Source organism: Microbacterium sp. 1S1, assembly GCF_008271365.1.
GTDB lineage: Bacteria > Actinomycetota > Actinomycetes > Actinomycetales > Microbacteriaceae > Microbacterium.
This window is the reverse complement of sequence record NZ_CP043430.1, coordinates 2,559,948-2,584,760: the sequence shown is the minus strand read 5'-3', so window position 1 is coordinate 2,584,760 and position 24,813 is coordinate 2,559,948. Positions and strand designations below refer to the sequence as shown.

The window sequence follows — 24,813 nt, the reverse complement described above, 5'->3', positions numbered from 1 at the left end:
GAATAGGCTGGGCGCGTGGCTGATGTACGTTTCGTCGCGATAGGCGACTCCTTCACCGAGGGCGTGGGCGATGTGCTCCCCGATGGGCGCGAGCGCGGGTGGGCCGACATCGCCGCGCAGGGATGGGCGGATGCCGTGGGACACCCCATCCAGTATGCGAACCTGGCGATCCGGGGGAAGCTGGCGTGGCCGATCGTCGAGGAGCAGCTCGAGCCCGCGCTGGCGCTTCGTCCCACGCACCTGTCGTTCAACGGCGGCGGGAACGATATGTTGCGGCCGCGGACCGACGTGGAGCACATCGCCGATGCGTTCAGCCGCGTGCTGCGGCGGTGCGACGAGGAGGGCGTGACGATGATCCTGCTCTCCGGCGCCAACCCCAGCGGGCAGCTTCCGATGGGCTCTCTCGTGCAGCGCCGCGGTGACCAGCTCTCGGAGGCGGTGCTCCGGCGGATCGAAAATCGGCCAGACGTGATCCGCGCTCTCAACTGGCCGGACACCGAGTTGTCGCAGCCCGCGTACTGGTCGGAGGACCGGCTCCATATGAACGCCGCCGGACATCATCGGGTGGCTGCGCGCGTGCTGCATGGACTGGGCTTCGAGCCACCGGCCGCCTGGTGGGCGCCGGTCGATCGATGGACCGCCGGCCCCGCGGGGCTGGCGTACTACCGGCAGTTCGTCGGCCCCTGGGTACGTCGTCGCGTGACGAGGACCTCGTCCGGAGACGGCCGCGCCGCGAAGTACCCGACCTGGGTCGAGCGGACGCCGGCGTGACCGTCGTGCGCGGCGCATGAGCGACATCGACCTCGTTCGTCTCCCGCCCGGAACGGTCACGCTGCACGATGCCCGGCGTCGCACGCGTCGTACCGTGGAGCTCGAAGCCTTCGCCCTCGGTGTCTTCCCGGTGACCGAAGAACAGGTCACCGAGGTCCTGGGCACACCGTCACGGCATCCTCGCCGCCCGATCGCCGACGTGAGCTGGCTGCGCGCGATCCACTTCTGCAACGCCGCGTCCGAGTGGGAGGGACTGGACCCGGTCTACCACTTCGAGGGTGAGGACGTGGCCTGGGATACCACGGCAGACGGCTTCCGACTGCCGACGGAGGCCGAGTGGGAGTACGCCTGCCGCGCCGGTTCCACCGGACCGCATTACGCGCCGCTGGCTGAGGCCGCCTGGACGGCGGCCGACGGCGTGGGCACACCGCAGGACGTGGGCGGGAAGCTCCCGAACCTGCACGGGCTCTTCGACACGCTCGGCAACGTCTGGGAGTGGTGCTGGGATCTCCTCGACCCCGCGCGGTACGACGACTATCGCGTGTTCCGCGGTGGCGGATTCGCGGACGACGCCTGGAGCGTGCGCGCCTCCGTCCGCCGTGGGGGAGCGCCGCGCATGCACCACGACGATGTCGGCTTCCGCGTGGCTCGGGGCGCTTTCGACACCGAGGAGGAGGCGCAGGGCTGGTCGGCGGCAGCGGATCGGGACCGCGCCTTCGTCGACGGCGGGTTGCCGTCGGGATGGACTCCGCGCCGGCGATAGCGCGCTCCGGCCGAGCGGTTTTGGTCGCGGTCTGCGGCGGGTGCGAGACTGAGCGGATGACCAGGCCCTTCGCGCTCATCCTCAACCAGGGTCGCGTCGCCGACCGCACCGACGGAGCGCTCGTCGGGGCGCGCCGCGTCGCCGACGCGCTGTCCTCGCTTCTGCGTCAGGAGCCGGTGGTGGTCGGCACTCCGGAGCCGGCTCGGCTCGATGACTGGTCGGTCGCGCTGCCGGAGGCCGCGGACACACTCGCGGGCCTGCGTGCCGCGGTGCAGGAGGCGATCGCGGGGGAGACGACGCCGCTCCTCGTGACGAACACCTGTGCCGCGAGCCTCGGAACGCTGCCGAGTGTCGCCGAGCACCACCCCGACGCGGTGGTGCTGTGGATCGACGCGCACGGCGACTTCAACACGCCGGACACCACCGACTCCGGCTACCTCGGCGGCATGGTCCTCGCCGCCGCCTGCGGGCTGTGGGACAGCGGCCAGGGGGCGGGCCTCGACCCGCGGCAGGTCATCGTCGTCGGCGGCCGCGACATCGACCCCGCCGAGGGAGAGCTCCTCGCCGGCGCGGGAGTGACCGTCCTCAGCCCCGCGGAGAGCACCCCGCAGCGGCTGGGTGAACTCATCGCCGGGCGCCCGGTGTGGATCCATGTCGACTGGGATGTCCTGGAGCCGGGCTACATCCCCGCGGCCTATCGGGTCGGCGACGGTCTGCTGCCGCACCAGGTGGCCGCGCTGTTCGCCGCCATCCCGGCCGCCGACGTCCGCGGCGTGGAGCTCGCCGAGTTCGAAGCGGGTGACGCGGAGGTGCCGGAGCGCGTCAGCGTCGAGTTGATCGTGGAGACGTTTCAGCACCTGCTGCGCTAACGGCGGGGAGCGCCGTCACGGCGCGGCCGGTGCGTCCCCCAGATGCCAGGCCGTGATCTCGACGAGCGAGCCCGACACGATGTCGAGCTCAACCGGCCACGAACCGCGGTCGTATCCGGGGAGCAGGGCGGCGTGCAGCGCACGCGCCACGAGAGCACCGGCCGTGGCATTGGCGTCCCAGCCGATCACCGCGGTCGCCTCGCCCTGAGGCGGTACGGTGACGGGCACGGAGCCGGGGTCGGTCGCCAGGAATGAGGAACCGGGGCGCACCTCGACCTCAAGCGCATGGCCGTTCTGATCCGCGAACGCGATGTCGGGATACCCCTCGACCACGCAGGGCTCCTCACCGACGTTCATCAGCCGGATGCTCTGGGCGCGATGCCCCGTGGCCCCGTCGGCGGTTCCGAGCAGCAGCGTGGCGTTGTCGGGGGTGCAGGCGTCTGCGGGGAGTTGGGGTGTCGAAGCCCCCGGGGCCCGCTCCGGCACCGGATCGCCCACGGCCGCCGGATCGACGAAGGCTCCCGCCTCGTCGGTGGCGTCCTGCAGCGCGGCGTTCTCCTCGACGGTCTGGCGCTGCCACGCGGCATCGGCCAGGCTCCCGACGACGACGAGCGCGACCACGCTCGCGAGGGTGACACCGAGAAGGCGCGGGGACCACCGCCGCGCAGATTCCTCACCGGCTCTGCGCGAGAAGGCCCAGGCGGGGATCCATCCCCAGGCGAGTCCCCAGTAGGCGGTGTCCGGCGCGGACTCCACGACCGCCGCCGTGAGACCGTGCAGGCCTGAGAGAGGGAGGAAAGACAGCACCCGAGTGACGTCGTCGCACAGCCCGACGGCCGTTGCGGCGAGGACGGCACCGAACCAGAGCACGAGGAATGCGGGTGCCCGACCGAGCCCCCGCGCGCCGCGTGCCACGATCCCGACGACGCTGCACAGCACGGCGGCCGTCATCACCAGCACCAGAACGCCCCACGCGCCGGGGAGCAGCCAGGCATGGCTCTGCAGCGGGCCGATCGCCGCGAAGCTCAGCAAACGCGTCAGCACGATCTCGGAACCGGTCAGTCGGGCGATGGCGCCGGAGACGATCCACAGCATGCCGAGGAGCAGCCCGGCGAGCAGTCCCGCCGTCAACGGGGGCCCCGTGCGAGTGTCTCGGGCGCTCGGGAGGGCGGCGTTCGACGGGTGAGCGGAGGCCATGCCTCATCCTATGGGCGCTCAGCGACGCCGCTCGGGATCCAGCCCCATGCGGATCCGCGTCCGCTTGCGTTCGATCAGTATGAACACGACCCCGAGGACCCAGAGCGGGATCGGGGTGAGGAACGCGACACGGAACGCGTCGAGCGTGTACGTGTCCGGAGTGCCGGCGCCTTGGGCGTCGAGGAGGAGACCGATCACGAAGACGGCGATCAGGGCCGCGATGAAGCCACCCGCGTTCGTCACGCCGGTTGCCGTGCTGAGGCGATGCACGGGGTTGTGCGTGCGGGCGTGGTCGAAGGCGATCATCGATGCCGGGCCCCCGGTCGCGAGGGCGACCGCCAGGACCCAGAGCAGCCAGTCCGGGGCGGGGCCGGGAAGGGCGATGACCGCGATCCAGGCGGCCATCTGCACGGCGACGGCGGGGAGGACGAGGGCGAGCGAGCGGTGATTCGGCAGACGCCGGGAGAGGTCGCCGATGATCGGGCCGAGGACCATGCCCGCGACGACGTAGATCGAGATGATCCCCGCCGCGTGGGCGGTGGTCAGCCCCTCGCCGGCCGTGAGGAACGGCATGCCCCACAGCAGGACGAACACCGTGCCGGCGAACGGGGTGGTGAAGTGCGACCAGAACGCGAGCCGCGTGCCGGGATGCGCCCACGCCGCCCGGATGCCGACGCCCGTGTCGATCGCCGACGTCACGACACGCACGACTCCGGTGTCCGTGTTCACCGAGACATCGGGACCGCTCTCGGCGGGATTGTTGCGCACGATGAGCCACACGAGGATCGTGAAGAGCAGGCCGAGGCCGGCGATGCTGCCGAACGTGATCGTCCAGGTCGTCGCGTGCAGCAGGGCGGCAACGGGTACCAGTGCGATCAGCTGCCCGGCCTGCCCGATGATCCCGGTGAACTGGACCATGACGGGGCCTCGCTGCGCGGGGAACCATGTCGCCACCAGTCGCAGCACGGCGGGGAAGACGGCGGCGTCGCCGGCTCCGAGGAGGACGCGCGCGATGATCGCGATGGCGATGCTGGGGGAGAGGGCCATCGTGAGCTGTCCGGCCGCCATGAGCAGCATCCCCGCGGTGATGATCGGACGGGAGCCGTAGCGGTCGAGGAGGACCCCCACCGGGATCTGCATCCCCCCGTAGACGGCGAGCTGCACCACCGCGAACAGCGCGAGCGTGGAGGCGTCCGCCTGGAACCGGTCGGCGGCCTCGACACCGACGGCGCCCAGAGACGTCCGGTTGGTGATGGCGAGCACGTAGGCCGCGACGCCGACGGACCAGATCGCCCAGGCCCGCCACCCCGGCGTGGAGACGGGGGAGTGGGAGACCTGAGGCACCCTTCCACGCTACTCCTGCGTGGCGAAGCGCTTCTTCACCACCGCCTTCGGATGGAGCTTCCAGGACTACGGCCCTGGCTATGCGGGCATCCTCTCGCCCCGCGGAGACGGGAGCGAGGTCGGCGGACTGCTGCTCGCGGACGCGCCGCGACCCGTCGGCGGTCCGCTCGTGCTGCTCTACTCCGACGACCTCGATGCGACGAGGGAGGCGATCCAAGACGCGGGCGGCCGGATCCTGCAGGAGCCGTATGCGTTCCCCGGTGGCCGGCGCCTTCACTTCGCCGACCCGAGCGGCAGCGAGCTCGGCGTCTGGTCCTCCCACTAGCGCCGCAGATCACAGCGCGGCGGGCGGAGGAGTTCCGGACTACGAGGATGAGTCGCTGAGGAACGGGGGATCGTCGGCTAGTGGGGACAGCCAGGTGCTGGTGACCGGCGCGATGCGCGGGCGTTGCTCGCGGATGCCGAGGACGAGGGCGACGATGCCGAGGAAGGCGGTGCCGATCGCGGGCCCGTCGACAACGAGATGACCGGCGATCCTCGATGTCGCGGTGTCGAAGGGCACCGACGAGGAAACGGTGATCCCGACGACGAAAGCGAGTGGCGTCCAGAAGACGACCCACAGCGGGGCCCAGCGCCAGGGCGACGGGAGGACCCTCGCGCGTCCGATTCCGACAGAGGCGATGATCGCGAGCGTGGCCAGGCTGCCGTAATACAGCACGGCTGCAAGCACCCAGGCGTCTTCGCGCGCGTTGGGGTCGCCGGGCGACGCCGGGACGAGGCCGAACCAGAGGGACTGCGCGAACGGAACGACAGCCAGCGCGAGGGTCGCGACGGTGCTCACTGGCCGCCGATCGGTGACGCTACCCGCACGCCCGACACCGATCACGAACAGAACGGCCGCCGCTGCGAACACGGCATCCTTCACGAACGCGAAGCCGGCGAGCGCCCCGCGGGCTGTGAACCAGATGACGACCGAGAGGAGGAGGAGGATTCCGCCGGTGACCCATGTGAGCCGACGCGCTCGACTGTCAGCAGTTGCGTTCTCGGCCCCATCGCTCACGCAATCACCCTAGTCGTCGCGAGACCTACCGGGAGCCCGCAGGGAGTACCCGCCCTCGGGAAGCCGCACCTCGTAGGATCGCGATATGACCTCGCCTCGCCGTGTCCCCGCAGACCTGCGAAAACGCGGGGGTTTTCGGGGAGCCGACGACTCGACGGCCTCGCTCATCCTCGGCCAGTTCTTCGTCGGTGGCTTTTTCCTGTTCATCGTGGCATTCTTCCTGGCGCTCGGTGCCGCGGAGGAGTACGACGGTGTGACGTCTTTCATCGGGGCGAGCATCATCGCCGTCGTCCTGTCCGTCGTGTCGATCATCGCCGCCCTCGTGATCGGCCTGCCCCTTCGCCTCGTCTCGGCGCTGCGCGCGCGGTGGCTCGCCCACGGCGAGATCACGGTCCTCGGCGTCGTCGTCGGACTCGGCGCCTGCATCGTGTCGGTCGTGCTGGCGGGCGGAAGCGGGGGAGCGGCGTTGCCGTGGTGGGCGTTCGTCGTCTCGTGGTCGGTCCTCGCCTTCTCGGTCGCGCATTTCGTCTGGCCAGGACGACGCCCGCGGCGTGAGTTCCTAGCACCGCGAGACGACGAGCAGGCCGCGTGAGCACGCGCAGGGAGGCTCAGCATCCGGAGGACCCGGGAGCACGGGACGCCGATGAGCACGTCCCGACGCACACGCGGCGGGGATTGCTCATCGCTGCCGGAACCGGCGTCGCGGTGACCGGCGTCGGCATCTGGCTCTCCGCGAACTCCGGGGGAGAGGCAGGCGACACCGGACGCAGCCCGGACAACCCCCGAGGGCTCCCAGAGTACGAGCCGGTCTACCCCCGCGCGGTCGTGGGTCTCGAGGTCCCGCTCGGCTTCGAGGACTGCGCCCACCCCACGGTGCGCGCTGACCGGAGCATCGCGGGCAGCGAACGTCGAACCGTGAGCCCGGTCATCGACCGCTTCATCATCCACCACACCGGCACGACATCCGACCAGCTGGACTTCTTCTCCCGTTGCAACCGGAGATCGTCGGCGCCCACCTTCTATCTGCGACACGACGGCTCGGTCATCGAGACCATCCGCCCGGGAGCGAAGCCGTCGTCCACCGGCGCGGACTGGAACTGGCGGTCCGTGGCGGTCGAGACGCTGGATTTCACCGGAGCACCGGAGTACACGGTGACCACCGCGCAGGTGGAGGAGATCGCGCAGATGATCGCGTGGCTCGCAGGCTTCGACGGGCGCACGCTGGACGGCGTTCCGGTGCGCTTCCAGATCGACCGAGAGCACGTCATCACCCACCAGGAGACGTGGTCGGGAACGGAGTGTCCCGGTCCATTCCTCCAATCGCGAGTGGATGACATCGTGACGCGGGCGCGGGAGATACTCGCTTCGTCATGACGAGACGGGCTGAGGAGAGGGGCTTCCTCAACTACCTGACATAATGTACATTATCGGTTAATGTCATTCACTAAGATTTGGCCGATCTCGCTCGTTCGTAGCGTTGGATCGCGCTGCAATACGAAGAAGGCCCACGTCCGGACGTGGGCCTTCTTCGTATTGCTGGTCAGCGGCGACGTGTCGACGTTGAGCCGGGACGATCTTGCCTCGCTCGACTTCCGCTGATGCGGACTCGAGTGCGTGGACGAGCGTCTTGTTCGAGAGCAGTCGTCATTCGTAGTCCGAGATGACGGTAACGGGTTCGAGGGTGACGGGCCAGCTCGGGTTCAGTGCAGCGATTGCTCACCGCGTCATGAGATCAGACAGTTCTTTAGCCGCACTGGAGCTTGTAATCGCCGGAGCTGAGCTGAGCTGACGCAGCGGTGACATCCTTGGCCCCAGAGGCTTTGAAATACGAGACAACGCGGAACGTGTGCTGCCCGGTCCCATTGCATTTGTACTGGACACTTTTTTGCACCATGTTCCACGTGCCAAAACTCTCGAAGGCTTTAGTAACGGGAACCCAGAGCCACCCGTTATGCATGAAAACGATGGACTTGATGTACGTCTTGGTGACGGCTCCCCAACAATTAGAGATTGCTGGCTTCGCGCCCACAGAACCGGAGGGGAACCCCTGTCCGGATGATCTCTTCCACATTTGTCCCACCGCAAAATGACAATTTCCTACTACCGTCGCTCTCGTGGTCGCACCTGGCGTCGATTCAGGAGCGCCGATGCTCGTGTCCGACCCAAGTGCATCCATCTCCGCGTTCGTCATCACCACCGCATCAACAGGAAGTGGTGTTCCATCCGGGTAGACGAGGTACTCGTCGGGAACGTCCGCCGAGCTCACCGCTGTGAGTGGCGGGAGGTTGGGCGCGTCGCTCCCTGATGATTCCGCGTAAGCCGGGCTGCCGCCGGCTGCGACGATCCCGAGGATCAAAGATCCAGCGATAATGAAACCGAACTTACGGTGGTGACGGTGTCTCATCTTTGAATATCTTTCTCGTCAACTAAAACTTCGCTAGACACTCGAGCCGCTTGACGCGCCGTAGGAGAGTCGTAGCGTCTACTGCGAATAAAGAGGCCCATCTGTTCCTGCGACCCGATAAGGCACAGAGACGGGGGTAAGCAGAACTGAGAGTCCGCTATCAGCGGCATACTTTTCCTGGAATTCGTACGCGTCGCTCTCGACGTCAAAAACGCCGATGAAACCAGGAGTTTCTTCCAAGTACACGATCCACACCGTCATAAATGAAATGTATCACTTTCGACCTGGTGGCGATCCCCGGCTATCAGCGCCTTCGCCCCGCGTGACGATACTGTCGAGAACTTCTTCGTCACGAGCTATCTCCCTGAGTGACTCGAAGCTTTAGCATCGCCGACCCGCAAGCTCCGTGTCTGTAGGACGTTCGGCCGACAGACAAAGCCCTGCCAACCGACTAAGATCTCTTGGCTGCTCCGTCCATCGATCGAAGCCAGCCTGATGCACTCGGCACACTGACTTCGTCCGACCCCGCAGCGAGCAAGCCGTTGGGTATTCTGCTGCGTTGTCCGAGCCGAAGTTGAGCACTCTCATGCGTGCCATCACACTGCTTGGTCTTGACGAGCGCGTGCTCGATGCGCTCGATCCCTCCGCGTCCACAACAGGAGATAGGTATCTGGGCGAGGTTGAGACTGATCGTGGTCAACGATAGTTGACATGGTATCAATTATCGGATAATCCAAATCCGGGATCTGGCGGGACGAGAGAGGGTGGGAAAGCCGCCACTGCGGCCCTCGATCATGCGTTGACGTACGCCGCGAGATGTTCGCCCGTCAACGTCGACCCGTCCGCCACGAGCTCGGCGGGCGTTCCCTCGAACACGATGCGGCCACCGTCATGGCCGGCTCCCGGTCCGACGTCGATGATCCAGTCTGCGTGCGCCATGACCGCCTGATGATGCTCGATCACGATCACCGTCTTGCCGGCGTCGACAAGCCGATCCAACAGGCCGAGGATCGTGTCGACGTCAGCGAGATGCAGGCCCGTCGTCGGCTCGTCCAGGACGTACACGTCGCCCTTCTCACCCATCTGGATCGCGAGCTTGATGCGCTGTCGTTCACCGCCCGACAGCGTCGACAACGGCTGGCCGAGCGACAGGTACCCGAGTCCCACGTCTTCCAGGCGTCCGAGGATGGCAGCCGCGGCGGGGAGCTTCGCCTCGCCCTCGCTGAAGAAGACGCGGGCCTCGGACACCGGAAGGTCGAGCACCTCGGTGATGTCCTTGCCGCCGAGCTTGTACTCCAGCACCGCCGCCTGGAAGCGCTTACCGCCGCAGTCCTCACAGGGGGTCTCGATGGTGTCCATGAATCCGAGCTCGGTGATGATGACACCGGCGCCCTTGCACGTGGGACACGCGCCCTCGGAGTTCGCGCTGAACAGGGCGGGCTTCACCCCGTTCGCCTTCGCGAAGGCTTTACGGATGGGTTCGAGCAGCCCCGTGTACGTGGCGGGATTGCTGCGACGCGAGCCCTTGATGGCGGATTGATCGATCGCCACCACGCCTTCGCGTCCGGTCACCGAACCGTGGATGAGCGAGCTCTTACCGGAGCCCGCGACGCCCGTGACCACGGTCAGGACGCCGGTCGGGATGTCGACGTCCACATCCTGGAGGTTGTTCGTCGAGGCGCCGCGCACCTCGATCGCGCCGGTGCGGTCGCGCACGGCGTCCTTGAGCTGCGCGCGGTCGTCGAGGTGCTGCCCTGTCAGCGTTCCACTGGCCGTAAGTCCCTCGATGCTCCCCTGGTAGCAGATCTCTCCCCCGGCGCTTCCGGCACCGGGCCCCAGGTCGACCACATGGTCGCCGATCGCGATCGTCTCCGGCTTGTGCTCGACGACGAGTACCGTGTTCCCCTTGTCGCGAAGGCGGAGCAACAGCCCGTTCATGCGCTGGATGTCGTGCGGGTGCAGTCCGATGGTGGGTTCGTCGAACACGTACGTGACGTCGGTCAGCGAGGAGCCGAGGTGACGCAGCATCTTGATGCGCTGCGCCTCTCCCCCGGACAGCGTGCCGGACGGCCGCTCCAGGCTCAGATAACCCAGCCCCAGCGTGACGAAAGCATCGAGGTTGGCACTCAGGGTCTCCAGCAGCGGCCCCGCACCCTGCAGGTCGAGGCCCCGGACCCAGGCGGCGAGATCCGTCACCTGCATGCGGCAGGCGTCGGCGATGCTCACGCCGTCGATCTTCGACGACCGTGCTCCCTCGGTGAGACGCGTGCCGTCGCACTCCGGGCACACCGCGAAGGTGGCCACCCGCTCGACGAAGGCACGGATGTGCGGCTGCAGGGCGTCCAGATCCTTCGAGAGCATCGACTTCGTGATCTTCGGGATCAGGCCTTCATAGGTCATGTTGATGCCAGAGATCTTGACCTTCGTGACCTCTCCGTAGAGGAAGAGGTGGCGCTGCTTGTCGGTGAACGACGAGATGGGCTTGTCGCCCGGATAGAACCCCGACTGCGAGAATCCCTTCACCATCCATCCGTCGGCCGTGTACCCGGGCACCATGATCGCGCCCTCCTCGAGGGACTTCGACTCATCGACGATCTGAGACAGGTCGAGGTCCGACACCACTCCCCTGCCCTCACATCGTGGGCACATGCCGCCGAGGTAGATCGCGTCCTTCACGATCTTCTTCTCGCCGCCCGGCCCGGTCATCACGCCACTCGCCTTCTGCGTCGGGATGTTGAACGAGAACGCGGTCGGCCCGCCGATGTAGGGCTTGCCGAGCTTGCTGAACAGGATGCGCAGCATCGCATTGGCGTCGGTGACCGTGCCGACGGTCGAACGAGGGTTGGCGCCGAGCCGCTCCTGATCGACGATGATCGCCGTGGTGAGGCCCTCGAGCACGTCGACGTCGGGTCTCGGAACGGAAGGCATGAAGCCCTGCACGAACGCGCTGTACGTCTCGTCGATCATCCGGCGCGATTCGGCGGCGATCGTGTCGAAGACGAGGGAGCTCTTCCCCGACCCCGAGACACCGGTGAACACTGTGAGGCGTCGCTTCGGGATGTCGACGCTCACGTCTTTGAGGTTGTTCTCGCGCGCGCCCTGCACGCGGATGAGATCGTGGGTGTCCGCGGGGTGCTCGGCAGCGGTCATGCGGCGTCCTTCGTGGTGGAGGGGCCGTCAGGCGGCCTGGTTGATACGGAGCAGGTTGCCCGCGGGGTCGCGGAACGCGCAGTCGCGTACGCCGTACGGCTGGTCCATGGGCTCCTGGACGACATCGGCGCCGACAGCGACCAGACGGTCGAAGAGGTCGTCCAGGTCGTCGGTCGCGAGTGTCAGCGCGCCGTAGCTGCCTTTCGCGATGAGCTCCAGGATGGTCTGCCGCTCGGTGTCGGTGATTCCGGGGTCAGTCGCCGGCGGATGCAGCACGATGGAGGTCTCCGGCTGGCCGGCCGGGCCGACTGTCAACCAGCGCAAGCCGTCGTAGCCGACGTCGTTGCGGACCTCGAACCCCAGGGCGTCGCGGTAGAAGCCGAGCGCCGCGTCGGCGTCGGTGTGCGGGAGGAAGGCGTAGTGGATGCTGATTTTCATGATGCTCACGTTAGGTGCGCCTCGCGGCGCGGCGCTTCTCGATTCCTGATCGGTCGGGTGACCTGTTTGGCCTGGAACGACGGGATGCCCTCGACGTTGGCGGCGCGTTCACGGTACACGCGCGGTGAGACACCGACCAGCTCCGAGAACCGCGTGCTGAAGGTCCCGAGCGACGAGCACCCCACCTGGAAGCACACCTCCGTCACGCTGAGATCGCCGCGCCGGAGCAGGGCCATGGCGCGCTCGATCCGCCGTGTCATCAGATAGGAGTACGGGGACTCGCCGTAGGTCTCCCGGAAGCGACGGCTGAGATGCCCCGCGGACAGATGCACGCCGCGCGCCAGAGCCTCGACGTCCAGGGGCTTCGCGTACTCCCGATCGATGCGGTCACGGACCTTCCGCATCACGACCAGCTCGCGCAGGCGAGCCTCCTCCACCGGTGTCACGAGACGATCCTGCCATGACGCCGGAAGTCAGGGAATGACCGTCCGCGACGCGCGGGTGAGGTCCTCCCCCACTCACGGAGTTCCGGCGCTACCCTGGGGGCATCCTCACAGGATTCTCTCAGAAGGGGTTCCCCGCCATGTCTGAAGCACTCGCAGAAACGAAGTCGTTCTTCAAATCGATCCGTGTCGCTCTCGCGGTCTCCGGCGTGCTCGCGCTGCTCGCCGGCATCGCGCTGCTCGTCTGGCCGGTGAAATCGGCCGTCATCGTGACGGCGATCTTCGCGTCCTACCTGATCGTCGCCGGTGTCGTCTACATCGGCCTCGGCATCTTCTCCCGGGCGAAGGGCGGCTGGTCCCGCGTCGGACACATCGTGCTCGGCCTGCTCTACATCGTCGCCGGCGTCATCGCGTTCTTCAACCTGAACGTCGCCGCCGCCACCCTGGCGCTGGTCGTCGTGATCTTCATCGGCGTGAGCTGGATCGTCGACGGCGTCGTGGCGCTCTCGCTGCTCGGCAGCGACGGATCGCGGGTCTGGACGCTGATCTACGCCATCCTGAGCATCATCGCCGGGATCATCGTCCTCTTCTCGCCGGTCATCGCCGGCTTCGCGCTCTGGCTGCTCCTGGGCATCTCGCTTGTCGTGCTCGGTATCGTGCAGATCATCCGCGCGATCACGCTCGGGAAGGACGAGAAGGCGTTCACCACGGCCGCTTCGACCGTCTGATCCGCAGATGCGAGACGCCCCGGACCTGCGGCAGCGGTCCGGGGCGTCTCGCGTCCGACGACTATTCCGCGGCGAAGGCGCTCACGTCGCCGACGAGGCGGGTGTTGTCGGCGGGCACGGGGTCGACGACCGCCTTGGCCACCTCTGCCGCGAACTCCGACACGTTGTAGAGACGGCCGGCGGACTCGCGACGCTCGGCGATGGCGCCGGGGTTCGCGCGCTCGAGCAGCGTCGCGGTGATCGTGCCCTCGATCATGTCTCCCGAGACCACGGTGAAGCCGATCCCCTTCTCTGCGAGACCGGGGATGAGCTCTCGCAGCGCATCCTCACCGGCCCGCTTGGACAGCGCGACGGGCTCGTACTCGGGCATCGTGGGCGTCGTGCGGATGAAGTGCGCCTGGTGGCTGGTCACGAACACGACTCGTGCGCCGTCCGACAGCAGCGGCCTCGCGGCGTCGAGGACGTTGAGCTGCGCGTCGCGGTTGAGCTTCAGGGCGTAGTCCTCAGCCATACCCGACTCCATGCCGCCCGACGCGTTGAGGACCAGCACATCGAGGCGCCCGTACTCGGTGCGGACAGCGTCGAACATCTCGGCGACCGACGCCGGATCAGTGAGGTCCGCGCCGACGACCAGTGCCCGGCGGCCGAGTTCGCGCAGCTGCGTCGCGAGCTTCTCCGCGCGCGGCGCCTTGTTCCGGTAGTTGATGACGACGTCGGCGCCGGCCTCGGCGAGGTACCGCACGGTGTCGGCGCCGATCCCCCGCGATGAGCCGGTGACGAGGGCCACCTTGCCGTCGAGGGATCCTGCGGGAAGAACGTCGGTCACGGGTGACTCCTCATGGTGGGTGGAACGCCGTGAGCGCACGGCTCTCACAGATTACCAAGGGGCCCGCGGTGGCGGCCGGACGGGTGGCGGCGCGCGTGGTACGTTGACGGCAAAGGAGGCCGCATGGACAACTTCTCGACGTTCGTCACGTTCATCGACCACTGGGCATGGATCGGCTGGCTCGTCCTCATCGCCGTCTTCCTCGTCATCGAGATGTTGTCTCTCGACTTCACCTTCCTCATGCTGAGTTTCGGAAGTGTCATCGGACTCGTGACCGACTTCCTCGGGCTTCCGGTGTGGATCCAGATCCTCATCGCCGCGGCCGCAGCCGCTCTCTTCATCCTCTTCCTCCGACCTCCGCTGCTGCGCCGACTACACCGCGGCTCCGACCCGGCGCGCTCCAACGTCGAGGCGCTCGTCGACCTCCGCGGCATCGCGCTGAGCGAGATCACGCAGATCTCCGGTCAGGCCAAACTCGCCAACGGCGATACCTGGACGGCGCGGACGGCTGCACCCATGGCCATCCCTTCGGGGGCGCCCGTCGCGGTCAGCGCCATCAACGGTGCCACCGCCATCGTCCGACCCCTCAACGATTAGGAGCTCGCGTGGACGACGCATCGATCATCCCGACCGTGATCATCTGGATTCTGGTCATCGCCGTCATCATCTTCGTGATCGTCACGATCGCGCGGGCGATCCGCATCATCCCCCAGGCCACGGCGGGTGTGGTGGAGCGGCTCGGTCGGTATCACAAGACGCTCACTCCCGGCCTCAACATCCTCGTGCCGTTCATCGACCGCCTGCGGCCGCTGATCGATATGCGCGAGCAGGTGGTCTCCTTCCCGCCGCAGCCGGTGATCACCGAGGACAACCTCGTCGTCTCCATCGATACGGTGGTCTACTTCCAGGTGACGGATGCCCGCGCCGCCACGTATGAGATCGCCAACTACCTCGGCGCCGTCGAGCAGCTCACCACCACGACGCTTCGCAACGTCGTCGGCGGCCTGAACCTCGAAGAGGCGCTGACAAGCCGCGACAACATCAACGGCCAGCTCCGCGTCGTGCTCGACGAGGCGACGGGCAAGTGGGGCATCCGCGTCGGTCGCGTCGAGCTCAAGGCGATCGACCCGCCCGTCTCCATCCAGGATTCGATGGAGAAGCAGATGCGCGCCGAGCGGGATCGCCGTGCCGCGATCCTCACCGCGGAGGGGACCAAGCAGTCCGCGATCCTCGAAGCCGAGGGACTCCGGCAGGCGGAGATCCTTCGAGCCGAAGGTGACAAGCAGGCCGCCGTGCTGCGCGCGCAGGGTGAGGCCGAGGCCATCCAGAGCGTCTTCACCGCGATCCACCAGGGGGCGCCGGACGACAAGCTCCTCGCCTACCAGTACCTGCAGATGCTTCCGAAGATCAGCGAGAGTCCGTCCAGCAAGCTGTGGATCATCCCGAGCGAGCTGACCGAAGCACTCAAGGGCATCGGCACGGCGTTCACCCCGAAGACGGGTTCCGGTCCGACCACCCCTTCCGCGGGCGCGTGACCCACCCGTACTTCACCAAGACGGAGCATCCTCGGATCCTGGCGCATCGCGGTCTCATCACCGCGGAGGGTCGGGAATCCGGGGTCTGGGAGAACACCGCTGCGGCGTTCGCCGCTGCCCATGCCGCCGGTGTCGAGTACGTCGAGACGGACTGCCAGGTCACCGCAGACGGCGACGTCGTGCTCCTCCATGATCCCGATCTGCGGCGGCTGCTCGACGACCCCCGAGCGGTGCGTGAGGTGCGGACCAGAGAGCTCAGCACGCTGTTCGCCGAGCATGGCGGTCTGCTGACCGTTGCCGAGGCGCTCAGCTCGTTCCCCGAACTCCGCTTCAACATCGATGTGAAGACGCGTGCTGCGGCGGCACCCTTGGGGCCGATCCTCTCCGCACATACGCATCGAGTCCTCGTGACGAGCTTCTCGGACGCCAACCGTCGAGCGACCGTCGAGGCGGTGCGACAGACCGGGGCCGCGCTCCGCCCGGCGACATCGGGAGGCAGCCGGACGATCGCGGCGCTTCGCTTACTCTCCGCGGTGCGCCTCTCCCCCGGCGCTCTGCTGCGGGAGATCGACGCCCTCCAGATCCCGGAGCGTCGTGGGGCCGTCAAGGTGCTCACGCCTGCACTCCTCCGCGCTGCCCATCGCGCAGGCACCGAGCTCCACGTGTGGACCGTGAACGACGCCGAGGACATGCGCCGTCTCGTCGCCCTGGGTGTGGACGGCATCGTGACCGATCGTGGCGACCTCGCCGTGGCGACGCTCCGCACGCCCTGAGCGCCTCATATCCCCCGGCGCTGGGATTCCGCTGTGAATACCGCGGAGAACGCTGTCGCATGGATGAAGCGCACAGGCTCGAACGTTATACCTGACAGCGACGAGAGGACCACACAATGGCAGATCGCAGCCTGCGCGGCATCCGACTCGGCGCCCAGAGCCTACAGAGCGAAGAGGGCGTCGTTTTCATGGAGCGCCGTGAGACCACCTACACCTGTGACACCTGCGGACATGACACCACGCTCATGTTCGCGGCCGATGCCGAACCGCCTCAGACGTGGGAGTGCCGCTCCTGTGGAGCGGAAGCCCGCCTGAAGGTCGACGGCGAGGCCGTCACCCTCGAGGCCACCGATGAGAAGGCCGCCCGCACGCACTGGGACATGCTCATGGAGCGTCGCACCCGTGCGGAGCTGGAGGAGCTTCTCGAAGAGCGCCTCGCGTACATCCGAGCCCGTCGCGGTGCCGGCGAGGACCCCACCCGCGAGAAGATCGGCGCCTAACGCCGACGGGCGCGCCACCACCCGACACCGAGTGCGCCCAGACCGCCCCACAGCAGCGCCTGCTGCAGCCAGGGGCCCAGGACGATTCCCGCCGTGAGGCCGGAGCGGAGCTCGACATCCTCGAGCATCGCTCCGGCCTCATCGGCGTCCAGGCTCGTCACCGTGCGCCCGTCCGGGAGGATGACCTGGCTTGTGCCGACGGTCGAGATGTTCACGACGCTCCGGCCGGTTTCGATCGCCCGCATCCGTGCGAAAGCGAGCTGCTGCAGGTTCTCGTCCGTGCCGCGGAAGTCGGCGTTGTTCGTCTGGAACACGAGCACCTCGGCCCCATCCGCGAGCCCTTCGGTGATGACGTCGTCGTAGATCACGTCGAAGCAGATCGCGAGGCCGACCCGGACGTCATCGACCTCGATGATCGGCGGGTTCGTCCCCGGCGTGTATTCGCGCTGGATCAGGCCGATGAGGTCGGGGACGAGCGCGTTGAAGAAGGGGCGGTCCGGCACGTACTCGCCGAACGGGACCGGGTGACGCTTGTCGTGCTTCTGCGGCGCTGTGCCGTCCGGCAGCCACAGCATGGACGTGTTGTAGTAGCGGTCACCGCGGCCGGTGGCCGCGTTGGCGAGCAGCGGCGCGTCGATGCGGTTCGAGACGAGGGTCATCCGCCGTGCGATGGACGAGTTGGCGTAGGGGTCGGTGTCGAGGCCCCCCTCCGGCCAGACGAGGAGGTCGACGTCTTCGCCGTAGAGCGGTTCCGTCGCCTCCGTCTGCGCCTGGATCACGGCGAAGGGTTCACGGTCGTCGAAGTAGCCGGTCGGCCCGTTCCCCTGCACCGCGGCGATGCGCATCGACCCGGACGGTGTGGTCGGGAAGAGCGGCATGAAGACGAGGACGAGAACGAGCACGGCGGGCGCGAGCAGCGTGACCGGCCGGCGCCAGAGCCCGGTGCGCACGATCTCGATCACCATGGCGGTGAGGAACACCATCAGGAAGCTCAGCCCGCTCACCCCGACCCAGGAGGACAGCGACGCCAGCGGACTCTCCGCCTGACTCATCCCGAGCCGGGCCCACGGAAAACCGCCGTACGGCCACCAGCCGAGGAACAGCTCCCGGCCGACCCAGAGCGCTGCGACGACGGCCGGGAGGGTGAGCAGGCGCCCTGCGGCGCTCGGCCACGCCCGCGGGACCCATCGGTACGCCAGGGTGAGCGGGATCAGCGCCACGGCCGTGAGGACACCCTCGACCACGCTCAGCGCCGCCCAGGGCAGGGGCCCGAGGTACCGCGACGTCCAGGAGACGAGCAGCGCGAAGAACACGATGCCGTAGACGAGCCCGACCAGCAGCGCTCCCCCGGCCCGCCGCCCGATCAAGGAAAGCAGCAGCAGCGCGGTGGCCGGGAACGCCAAGATCCAGACCGCGGCCTCGGGAAACGCGAGATCCATGAGGAGAGCGGCGAGGGCGGCAGCAGGCACGGCAGCCCACAGGGGCAGCAGGGCGCGCCGGCGAAGAGGGGCTTCGGTCATACGGGCGGATCTCACATCGAGGAGTACGCGACGATGCCGCGACGCACGCCGTCGAGCGCGGCCCGGGCGGTGCGGGCGAGCGCTGCGTCCTCGGCGACGATGGACAGCTGGTCGAGGAGGTCGATGGTCTGCTTCGCCCACCGCACGAAGTCTCCGGCGGCCATATCCGCGTCGATGAGGACGCGGTCGAGCATCCCGCCTCGTGCCCAGGTGTGCATCGCGCCGGCGAGCCCGGCCGCGAGGGGTTCGCTCCCGGGCAACTGGTGGTCCTGCTCGAGATCGTCGAGCTCGGCCCACAGCGCGGTGGTCTTGTCGTAGGCGGCACGGAAGGCTCCGCGTGGCAGCCCCCGCTCCCCCGCGTTGGTCTCGTCTCGGCGCGGCTCGTAAACGAGACAGCAAGCCATCGCGGCGAGCGACGGCGCATCGAGCCCCGTCCAGAGACCCTGACGCAGGGACTCGGCCACGAGGAGGTCACGCTCACCGTAGATGCGGCGCATCGTGCGCCCCGCGTCGGTCAGCTGCATCCCCTCTTCGTCGCGACGGACGTAGTCGAGTGTCTCCAGCACCTCCACTACACGGTCGAAGACGCGCGCGACCGTGCCGGTCCGCGTCTCGATCTGCCGCCGCGTGCGATCCGTCTGGCGCTTGAGCTTCCAGTAGCGCTCGGCCCAGCGGGCGTGCTTCTCGCGGTCAGGGCAGCGGTGACAGGGATGGCGCTGCATCCGCGTGCGGAGCGTCTGGATCCGCTTCATCCGCTTGTCGCGCGCCGCCCGCGGTGCCTGGGTGTCCTGTCTGTTCTTCTTCTCGAGGTCGCTCAGCTCGCGGCGGATGGCGGCGTACTCCGGGAAGTCCCCGTGCTCGCACGCCATCGCCGACTGGTAGCCGGCCAGCGACTCCTCCGCCTCCCGCACCTGGCGGGCGAGCCCGACCACCGCGCGGTCCGCCTGGAACTGGGCGAATGACGACTCCAGGATCTGCCGCGCCCTGGCCTGCCCGAACAGGTCGATCAGGTTGACCGCCATGTTGTACGTCGGCCGGAAGCTCGAGTTGAGCGGATAGGTCCGACGCGACGCGAGCGCCGCGACCGCCTGGGGGTCCATGCCCTCGCTCCATTGCACGACCGCGTGACCCTCGACGTCGATCCCGCGCCGGCCGGCGCGACCCGTGAGCTGTGTGTACTCGCCGGAGGTGATGGCGACGCGCGCCTCGCCGTTGAACTTCTCCATCTTCTCGAGCACCACCGTGCGCGCCGGCATGTTGATGCCGAGGGCCAGGGTCTCGGTGGCGAAGACGACCTTGAGCAGCTTGCGCTGGAACAGCTCCTCGACGACCTCTTTGAAGGCCGGGAGGAGGCCGGCGTGATGGGCGGCGACACCTCGTTCCAGGTTGTCCAGCCACTCCCAGTAGCCCAGCACGCCGAGATCCTCGTCCTGCAGTGTGCGCGTGCGCTCCTCCACGATCGCGCGGATCTCGGCCCGCTCCTCCGATGAAGTCAGCCGCAGACCGGAGCGGCGCACCTGCTGTACCGCCGCATCGCACCCGACCCGGCTGAAGATGAAGAAGATCGCCGGCAGGAGGTTCGAGCGCTCCAGCAGCTCGACGACCTCCGGACGGTCCATACGCTCGATCCGGCGGGCGTTCGCGGCGCGCACCGGGCGGCGACCCCCGCGCGGAGGACGGGCGGCCTGGCGACCCGCGTGCCGGTTGCTGCGGTACGACTGAGCCTGCCGGTTGCTCTCGTAGGTCGACCCGGTGAAGGAGCGGATGCGCATGAGCTCCTGGTTCACCTGGGCGGTGGCGATGCCCGCGCGGTCGTCGAACAGCGGCAGGAGGTCATCGCGGACCAACACGTGCTGCTCGAGCGGCACGGGACGGATCTCGGAGACGATCACCTCGGTGTCCCCGCGGACCGTGTCGAGCCAGTCGCCGAACTCCTCGGCGTTCGAGACCGTCGCACTCAGCGACACCAGCCGCACGCGAGGCGGGAGGTGGATGATGACCTCTTCCCACACCGCGCCGCGAAAACGGTCCGCCAGGTAGTGCACCTCGTCCATGACGACATACCGGAGATCCCGCAGCGCCGCAGAGTCGGCATAGATCATGTTCCGCAGCACCTCGGTGGTCATCACCACGATGCGGGCGTTGCCGTTGATGTTCGTGTCGCCGGTCAGCAGTCCCACATCGTCCGCACCGTAGACATCGACGAGTTCGCGGAACTTCTGGTTCGAGAGGGCCTTCATCGGCGTCGTGTAGAACGCCTTGTCCGTCGCGGTCTGCATCGCGAGGTGGATGGCGAACTCCCCCACGATGGTCTTCCCCGCGCCGGTCGGTGCCGCCACGAGGACGCTGCGCCCGTTCTCCAGGGCGTGGCACCCGGCGACCTGGAACGGGTCGAGCTGGAAGCGCTGGCGTGCCGCGAACGCTGCGGTCTCCGGGTGCGCCGCGCTCTCCTGCGCCTGCGCGTATCGCTCGGACGGCGAACTCATGTGGCGTCCGGGACGAGACCAGCGGCAATGTCGCGCTTGCGCTTGCGCCGGTCGAAGAGGAGCGACAGCCCGGCCGCTGCGAAGAACAGGACGATGAGGATGCCCGCGAGCATCAACATGCTCACCACGTCCGCCGCCGGGGTCGCCAGGGCGGCGAAGATCGTCGCGATGAGGATGGCCACCCGCCAGCCCTTGAGGATCGCCCGTCCCGACATCACCCCGGCGAGGTTGAGTGCCACGAGGAAGACGGGGAGGACGAACGAGATGCCGATGACGATCATCAGCTTGAACACGAAGTCGTAGTACTCCTGGGCGGAGTAGAAGTTGGTGCCCCCTTCGGGCGTGAAGCCCCACATGAGCTCGATCACGTGCGGCATGATCTGCACCCCGAGGTAGCAGCCCGCGAAGAACAGGGGCACCGCGGCGACGACGAAGCCGACCGTGTATCGGATCTCCTTGCGCGTGAGTCCGGGCATGATGAAAGCCCAGATCTGCCACAGCCAGACGGGCGCGGAGAGGAACAATCCGATCGTGAGTGCGATGCGCATGCGCATGTCGAACGCGGACGTCACTGTCCCGAAGTTCAGAGCGCTGAAGTCATCGCCCCGCCGGTCCGAGATGATACGGATCGGCTCGGTGATGAAGTGGATCACCGGATCCGCGATGAGGAACGCCACGACCATGCCTGCGACGAGAGCGATCGCCGCGTACATGAGACGCTTGCGCAGTTCGACGAGATGCGCGCCGAGCGACATCCGCCGATCCCGATCCGCCGTCGGCGTCACGGTCGGTTCGATGGCTGCCACGGCCGGTCAGGCGCGAGGCGGAGTCTCAGGGTCGGTGCCCGAGTCCTTCACCGTCGTCGGCTCCGCGGGCGCCGACTCGGCACGAACCGCGTCCTCTTCCTTCATGGCCTTCATCTCGCCCTTGAACACGCGAGCGGACTGACCCATGCTCTTCGCGAGCGCCGGCAACTTGGCAGCACCGAACAGGAGAAGGATAACGGCCAGCACGATGAGGAGGTGCCAGCCTTGCATTCCAGCGAACATATCGACATTCCCGTCGTAGGGGGGCTTTCCGCCCCAGTCTACAGATCAATCCTCGGCATCAGGCCGATGGTAGAGCGCGAGTCCCGCGGCGGCCCAGTCCCGGGTGGCGCCACGCGCGATCGCGGGGTCGCAGACCTCCATCGCCCCGCCGAACCGGGCGGCGAGACGCTTGATGCCCCGCGGATCCGCCAGGTGCAGCCGTGTCGTCACCGAACCATCGCCGGCGCGGAGCGCCTCGGTCGGCACGAAACCGCTGAGCAGCGGGGCCAGGCGCTCCGGCACGCGGACGGTCACCTCACGCTCCTCCTCCAGGCCGGCGAACGCCTCAGGTACCCGGTCCCCGCCATGCGTGCTGGGAATGTCCGTGAGGGTCGGCGCGCTGACTCTGTCGAGGTGGAACGTGCGCATCGCCTCTCGCATGTGGCACCAGCCCTGCAGATACCACTGCCCGTTGGTGATCAGGATCTGCACGGGATCCACGGTCCGCGTCGTCGGGGCCGCGTCGGGAGCCTGATACGTGAAGGCGACCGCCACGCCCTTCTGCAGGCCGCGGGCGACGACCTCGCGTACCTCGTCGACGGCGGTGGGCGCGATCACGACATCGGCGGGCGCATCCGCCGCGCCCCGCGAGAGCTTGGAGATGAGGCCGGCGACGAGCCCCGAGTCCGAGACCGCCGGCACCGCCGCGACCATCTGGAGTCCGGCCAGCAGCGCCGCGGCCTCGCGCGCGGTGAGCCTCGGGACCCGACGGAGAGCGACGTCGTTCGTGATCTCGATGACGTCCTCCAGATCGAGGAGGTCCCAGTTGATGTCGAACATCTCCTGGGGCTGCTGCCAGTAGCCCGCTTCGCCGGGTAGCCCGATCACCGTGAGCTTCTCGACCATCGCCCGCATCTCCCGCGGGGTCACACCGAACTCCTCCGCCGCCTCGGCGAGCGACACCTGCCCGTGCTCGAGCAGGTAAGGCACCAGGGTGAGGTAGAGACGCACCCGGTCGGCGGCGAGGAGCGGCTTGGGCGCGGCACTCATGAGGCGGCCTCAGCGTCCGTGTGGGCGGCGACGACAGCCCGAAGGCGTGCGATGACAGCCTCCCGGAGCGGAGCGGGCTCGACGACCCGAACCTCAGGGCCGTACGACGCGAGCTCGTCCGCGAGGATGTGCAGATCGACGAAGGGGACCCGGATGCCCTGCGGAGCGGGGGTGGCCCGCCGCCCGAGGCGCAGCGCGGCCTCGGTGCCGGGCGTGACCTCCAGCAACGCCGAGTTCTCGGCCGCAACGCGCTCGAGACCGCCCAGCGCTCGCTCCCCCGCACCTTCGCGCAACGCCGGATCGAATGTGCTCGCACTGACCACGACGTCGCCCACGATGCGGCTCAGAAGGAACGTCCGCTCCTCCTCGATGTCCACGTCGATGCCGTACACGTGCCACCGCGCCTCGTAGTCCACGAGGGCGAGCGGACGCATGCGACGCCGCCGGGGGGCGTCCTCACCGGGCTTCAGGTAGTCGAAGGAGACGACCCTGCTCCGTTCGATCGCATCCTGGAGCGGAGCGAAGGCGGGGTCGCGCGCTGTGATGCGTGGGGCGAAGCCGATGATGGGCTCGTCACCGTCGATGCCCAGCGCTCGGATCTTGCGGACGCCGGACTGCGCGTCACCGGAGACCGACTCCGCGCTCCAAACGCTGCCGGCGAGTCGGAGCACGGCGAGTTCCGCCGGCGAGAATTCGATGTCTTCGGGCAGATCGTACTCGGCTTGCGGGATGCGGTACCGCGCCTCCCGGAGATCGTTCGGGTCGGCGGCGTCGCCGATCGTCTCGATGGGGACTCCGAGAGAGCGGAGTTCGTCCTTGTCCCGCTCGAACATCTTCTCCAGCGCGTCCGACCGCGTGCCGGCTTCGGCACGCTGGCGGTAGCCGGAGACGTTGTCGAGGATCTGCTGCTTCGTGAGCCCGATCTCCGTGGCCATCAGCGCCACGACGAGATTCGTGAGGCGCTCTTCGGCAGGGATCCGGGCGGCCATCAGGGCGCGGAGACCGGGGACACGCCGAGGACGTCGACCACGACGGCCATCGCGGAGGAGGTCTCGGTCTTCGGCAGCACCACGAGTACCTGGGAGCCCACGGGCTGACCGATGAGCGCGTCGGCGACCGGCGCGGCGATCTCACGGAGGTTCTCCGCGGGGCTCTGGCCCCAGGTGCTCTGGAGGACGGACTTCTTGTCCCAGTCGACCGCGGTGAAGTGGACGAGGGGGGTGTCTTCCTCGGTCAGCTCGTCGCCGTTCCCACGGATCAGAGTCTGGACGACCTGCTCCTCGGGTGCCGCGCTGTCCGGGATGATCACGCCGGGAGTGCCATCGTCGGCGCGGACGACGGTCGGCATGCCCTTGGCGTCGTTGAACTGCAGCGTGCCCTCGGCCCGCGGGAGGAAGGCGTCCACCACGTCGATCACGAACACCGCGACGTCGTCCTCATCCATGCCGAGCCCACCGAGGTTCGCCTCCCCGAAGTCCTCGGGGGTGAGGCCGGCCACGATCCGGGTCCCGGCCGTAGCGCATTCCATGACGTCGGCGAGACCGGGAGACTGCGTGGCCCAGTACGCGATGCTGGACGCGCGCGTCGAGTCCGCATCGTACGAGGTCTCGAAGACCTGCTCGCCGGTGGCGCCGTTGTAGATGGAGATCTGCGCGACCAGCGGCTGGGTCTCGTTGACCACCGCGCGGCCGTCACCGACCACGACGTCAGCGAAGGAGGTCTTGGTGACGCGAACGGGCGCGAAAATCTCGACGTCGGGCTCCGAGCCGACGTCGCCGGTGACCGTGACGGCACTGTCGATACCGTTGGCGCGCCCATCGCGATCACACGAGGCGTCGGCGGACGATGCGGTCACGCTGCACCCCGTCAGAGCGAGGGCGGCGAGGCTGAGAGAGGCCAGAACGGCGGACGTCTTACGCACGCGCTCC

At 68.0% G+C, this 24,813-nt stretch carries 26 protein-coding genes; 11 read left to right on the top strand and 15 right to left on the bottom strand.

Annotated features, from left to right (window positions below; all coding sequences use genetic code 11):
* Nucleotides 1-15: 15 nt before the first annotated feature.
* Genes FY549_RS12525 through FY549_RS12515 form a run of 3 tightly spaced genes read left to right on the top strand, consistent with a single transcriptional unit; the run spans nt 16 to nt 2,403 of the window.
* Nucleotides 16-771: an SGNH/GDSL hydrolase family protein gene (locus tag FY549_RS12525; RefSeq protein ID WP_149085311.1), complete on the top strand. Its 756-nt coding sequence runs from the start codon at nt 16-18 to the stop codon at nt 769-771.
* 16 nt (nt 772-787) lie between these two features.
* Entirely contained in the window at nt 788-1,534 is a 747-nt protein-coding gene (locus FY549_RS12520; protein WP_149085310.1) for a formylglycine-generating enzyme family protein, read from the top strand.
* 56 nt (nt 1,535-1,590) lie between these two features.
* Nucleotides 1,591-2,403: an arginase family protein gene (locus FY549_RS12515; protein WP_200838669.1), complete on the top strand. Its 813-nt coding sequence runs from the start codon at nt 1,591-1,593 to the stop codon at nt 2,401-2,403.
* Between the two features lie 15 nt (nt 2,404-2,418).
* Here FY549_RS12515 and FY549_RS12510 read toward each other — a convergent pair whose 3' ends face one another.
* Together FY549_RS12510 and FY549_RS12505 are read right to left on the bottom strand one after the other, a co-directional pair.
* Nucleotides 2,419-3,600 carry a DUF4232 domain-containing protein gene (locus FY549_RS12510; RefSeq protein ID WP_149085308.1) on the bottom strand — a complete coding sequence of 394 codons (1,182 nt, stop codon included), beginning with the start codon at nt 3,598-3,600 and terminating at the stop codon, nt 2,419-2,421.
* 18 nt (nt 3,601-3,618) lie between these two features.
* A complete protein-coding gene (locus FY549_RS12505; RefSeq protein WP_149085307.1) occupies nt 3,619-4,944 on the bottom strand; it encodes an MFS transporter in 1,326 nt (441 codons plus the stop codon).
* Between the two features lie 19 nt (nt 4,945-4,963).
* Here FY549_RS12505 and FY549_RS12500 point away from each other — a divergent pair, with 19 nt between their 5' ends.
* Nucleotides 4,964-5,269, top strand: a complete 306-nt coding sequence (locus FY549_RS12500; RefSeq protein ID WP_200838670.1) for a VOC family protein — start codon at nt 4,964-4,966, stop codon at nt 5,267-5,269.
* Nucleotides 5,270-5,308: 39 nt separating this feature from the next.
* Here FY549_RS12500 and FY549_RS12495 read toward each other — a convergent pair whose 3' ends face one another.
* Complete coding sequence (locus FY549_RS12495) at nt 5,309-6,004, bottom strand: hypothetical protein (protein ID WP_149085306.1); 696 nt, start codon at nt 6,002-6,004, stop codon at nt 5,309-5,311.
* 85 nt (nt 6,005-6,089) lie between these two features.
* Here FY549_RS12495 and FY549_RS12490 point away from each other — a divergent pair, with 85 nt between their 5' ends.
* Both FY549_RS12490 and FY549_RS12485 read left to right on the top strand, forming a co-directional pair.
* Nucleotides 6,090-6,596, top strand: a complete 507-nt coding sequence (locus FY549_RS12490) for a hypothetical protein (RefSeq protein WP_149085305.1) — start codon at nt 6,090-6,092, stop codon at nt 6,594-6,596.
* Nucleotides 6,593-7,378 carry an N-acetylmuramoyl-L-alanine amidase gene (locus FY549_RS12485; protein WP_149085304.1) on the top strand — a complete coding sequence of 262 codons (786 nt, stop codon included), beginning with the start codon at nt 6,593-6,595 and terminating at the stop codon, nt 7,376-7,378. Before FY549_RS12490 ends, FY549_RS12485 begins: the two co-directional genes overlap by 4 nt.
* A 370-nt stretch (nt 7,379-7,748) precedes the next feature.
* On the opposite strand, the gene FY549_RS12480 is transcribed toward FY549_RS12485, so the two are convergent.
* The 4 genes from FY549_RS12480 to FY549_RS12465 form a co-directional block, all read right to left on the bottom strand.
* Nucleotides 7,749-8,408, bottom strand: a complete 660-nt coding sequence (locus FY549_RS12480; protein ID WP_149085303.1) for a hypothetical protein — start codon at nt 8,406-8,408, stop codon at nt 7,749-7,751.
* 792 nt (nt 8,409-9,200) lie between these two features.
* Complete coding sequence (locus FY549_RS12475) at nt 9,201-11,558, bottom strand: ATP-binding cassette domain-containing protein (RefSeq protein WP_149085302.1); 2,358 nt, start codon at nt 11,556-11,558, stop codon at nt 9,201-9,203.
* Nucleotides 11,559-11,585: 27 nt separating this feature from the next.
* Nucleotides 11,586-11,996 carry a VOC family protein gene (locus FY549_RS12470; RefSeq protein WP_149085301.1) on the bottom strand — a complete coding sequence of 137 codons (411 nt, stop codon included), beginning with the start codon at nt 11,994-11,996 and terminating at the stop codon, nt 11,586-11,588.
* Nucleotides 11,997-12,001: 5 nt separating this feature from the next.
* A complete protein-coding gene (locus FY549_RS12465; protein WP_149086106.1) occupies nt 12,002-12,400 on the bottom strand; it encodes a helix-turn-helix transcriptional regulator in 399 nt (132 codons plus the stop codon).
* A 179-nt stretch (nt 12,401-12,579) separates the two neighbouring features.
* Here FY549_RS12465 and FY549_RS12460 point away from each other — a divergent pair, with 179 nt between their 5' ends.
* Complete coding sequence (locus FY549_RS12460; protein WP_149085300.1) at nt 12,580-13,167, top strand: HdeD family acid-resistance protein; 588 nt, start codon at nt 12,580-12,582, stop codon at nt 13,165-13,167.
* 61 nt (nt 13,168-13,228) lie between these two features.
* On the opposite strand, the gene FY549_RS12455 is transcribed toward FY549_RS12460, so the two are convergent.
* Nucleotides 13,229-13,993 (bottom strand): SDR family oxidoreductase, encoded by a 765-nt coding sequence (locus FY549_RS12455; protein ID WP_149085299.1) that lies wholly within the window; start codon nt 13,991-13,993, stop codon nt 13,229-13,231.
* Between the two features lie 123 nt (nt 13,994-14,116).
* On the opposite strand from FY549_RS12455, the gene FY549_RS12450 reads away from it, so the two are divergent.
* The 4 genes from FY549_RS12450 to FY549_RS12435 all read left to right on the top strand — a co-directional run bounded on the left by FY549_RS12450 (nt 14,117) and on the right by FY549_RS12435 (nt 16,801).
* Nucleotides 14,117-14,590 (top strand): NfeD family protein, encoded by a 474-nt coding sequence (locus FY549_RS12450; RefSeq protein WP_149085298.1) that lies wholly within the window; start codon nt 14,117-14,119, stop codon nt 14,588-14,590.
* An 8-nt stretch (nt 14,591-14,598) separates the two neighbouring features.
* Nucleotides 14,599-15,528 (top strand): SPFH domain-containing protein, encoded by a 930-nt coding sequence (locus FY549_RS12445; RefSeq protein WP_149085297.1) that lies wholly within the window; start codon nt 14,599-14,601, stop codon nt 15,526-15,528.
* Entirely contained in the window at nt 15,525-16,301 is a 777-nt protein-coding gene (locus FY549_RS12440; RefSeq protein WP_149085296.1) for a glycerophosphodiester phosphodiesterase family protein, read from the top strand. Before FY549_RS12445 ends, FY549_RS12440 begins: the two co-directional genes overlap by 4 nt.
* A 116-nt stretch (nt 16,302-16,417) precedes the next feature.
* Complete coding sequence (locus FY549_RS12435; RefSeq protein ID WP_060921636.1) at nt 16,418-16,801, top strand: RNA polymerase-binding protein RbpA; 384 nt, start codon at nt 16,418-16,420, stop codon at nt 16,799-16,801.
* Here the strand turns inward: FY549_RS12435 and lnt are convergent.
* Genes lnt through FY549_RS12400 form a run of 7 tightly spaced genes read right to left on the bottom strand, consistent with a single transcriptional unit; the run spans nt 16,798 to nt 24,806 of the window.
* On the bottom strand, nt 16,798-18,321 hold the full coding sequence (gene lnt, locus FY549_RS12430) for an apolipoprotein N-acyltransferase (RefSeq protein WP_149085295.1): 1,524 nt from the start codon (nt 18,319-18,321) through the stop codon (nt 16,798-16,800). The genes FY549_RS12435 and lnt overlap by 4 nt on opposite strands.
* 11 nt (nt 18,322-18,332) lie before the next feature.
* A complete protein-coding gene (locus FY549_RS12425) occupies nt 18,333-20,807 on the bottom strand; it encodes a DEAD/DEAH box helicase (protein WP_149085294.1) in 2,475 nt (824 codons plus the stop codon).
* Nucleotides 20,804-21,562 (bottom strand): twin-arginine translocase subunit TatC, encoded by a 759-nt coding sequence (gene tatC / locus FY549_RS12420; protein ID WP_149086105.1) that lies wholly within the window; start codon nt 21,560-21,562, stop codon nt 20,804-20,806. The genes FY549_RS12425 and tatC overlap by 4 nt, the downstream gene beginning before the upstream one ends.
* 57 nt (nt 21,563-21,619) lie before the next feature.
* On the bottom strand, nt 21,620-21,856 hold the full coding sequence (gene tatA, locus FY549_RS12415; RefSeq protein WP_025103438.1) for a twin-arginine translocase TatA/TatE family subunit: 237 nt from the start codon (nt 21,854-21,856) through the stop codon (nt 21,620-21,622).
* 45 nt (nt 21,857-21,901) lie between these two features.
* Nucleotides 21,902-22,885: a helix-turn-helix transcriptional regulator gene (locus tag FY549_RS12410; RefSeq protein WP_149085293.1), complete on the bottom strand. Its 984-nt coding sequence runs from the start codon at nt 22,883-22,885 to the stop codon at nt 21,902-21,904.
* On the bottom strand, nt 22,882-23,874 hold the full coding sequence (locus FY549_RS12405; RefSeq protein WP_149085292.1) for a helix-turn-helix transcriptional regulator: 993 nt from the start codon (nt 23,872-23,874) through the stop codon (nt 22,882-22,884). Before FY549_RS12405 ends, FY549_RS12410 begins: the two co-directional genes overlap by 4 nt.
* Entirely contained in the window at nt 23,874-24,806 is a 933-nt protein-coding gene (locus FY549_RS12400) for a hypothetical protein (protein ID WP_149085291.1), read from the bottom strand. Before FY549_RS12400 ends, FY549_RS12405 begins: the two co-directional genes overlap by 1 nt.
* Nucleotides 24,807-24,813 lie beyond the last annotated feature (7 nt).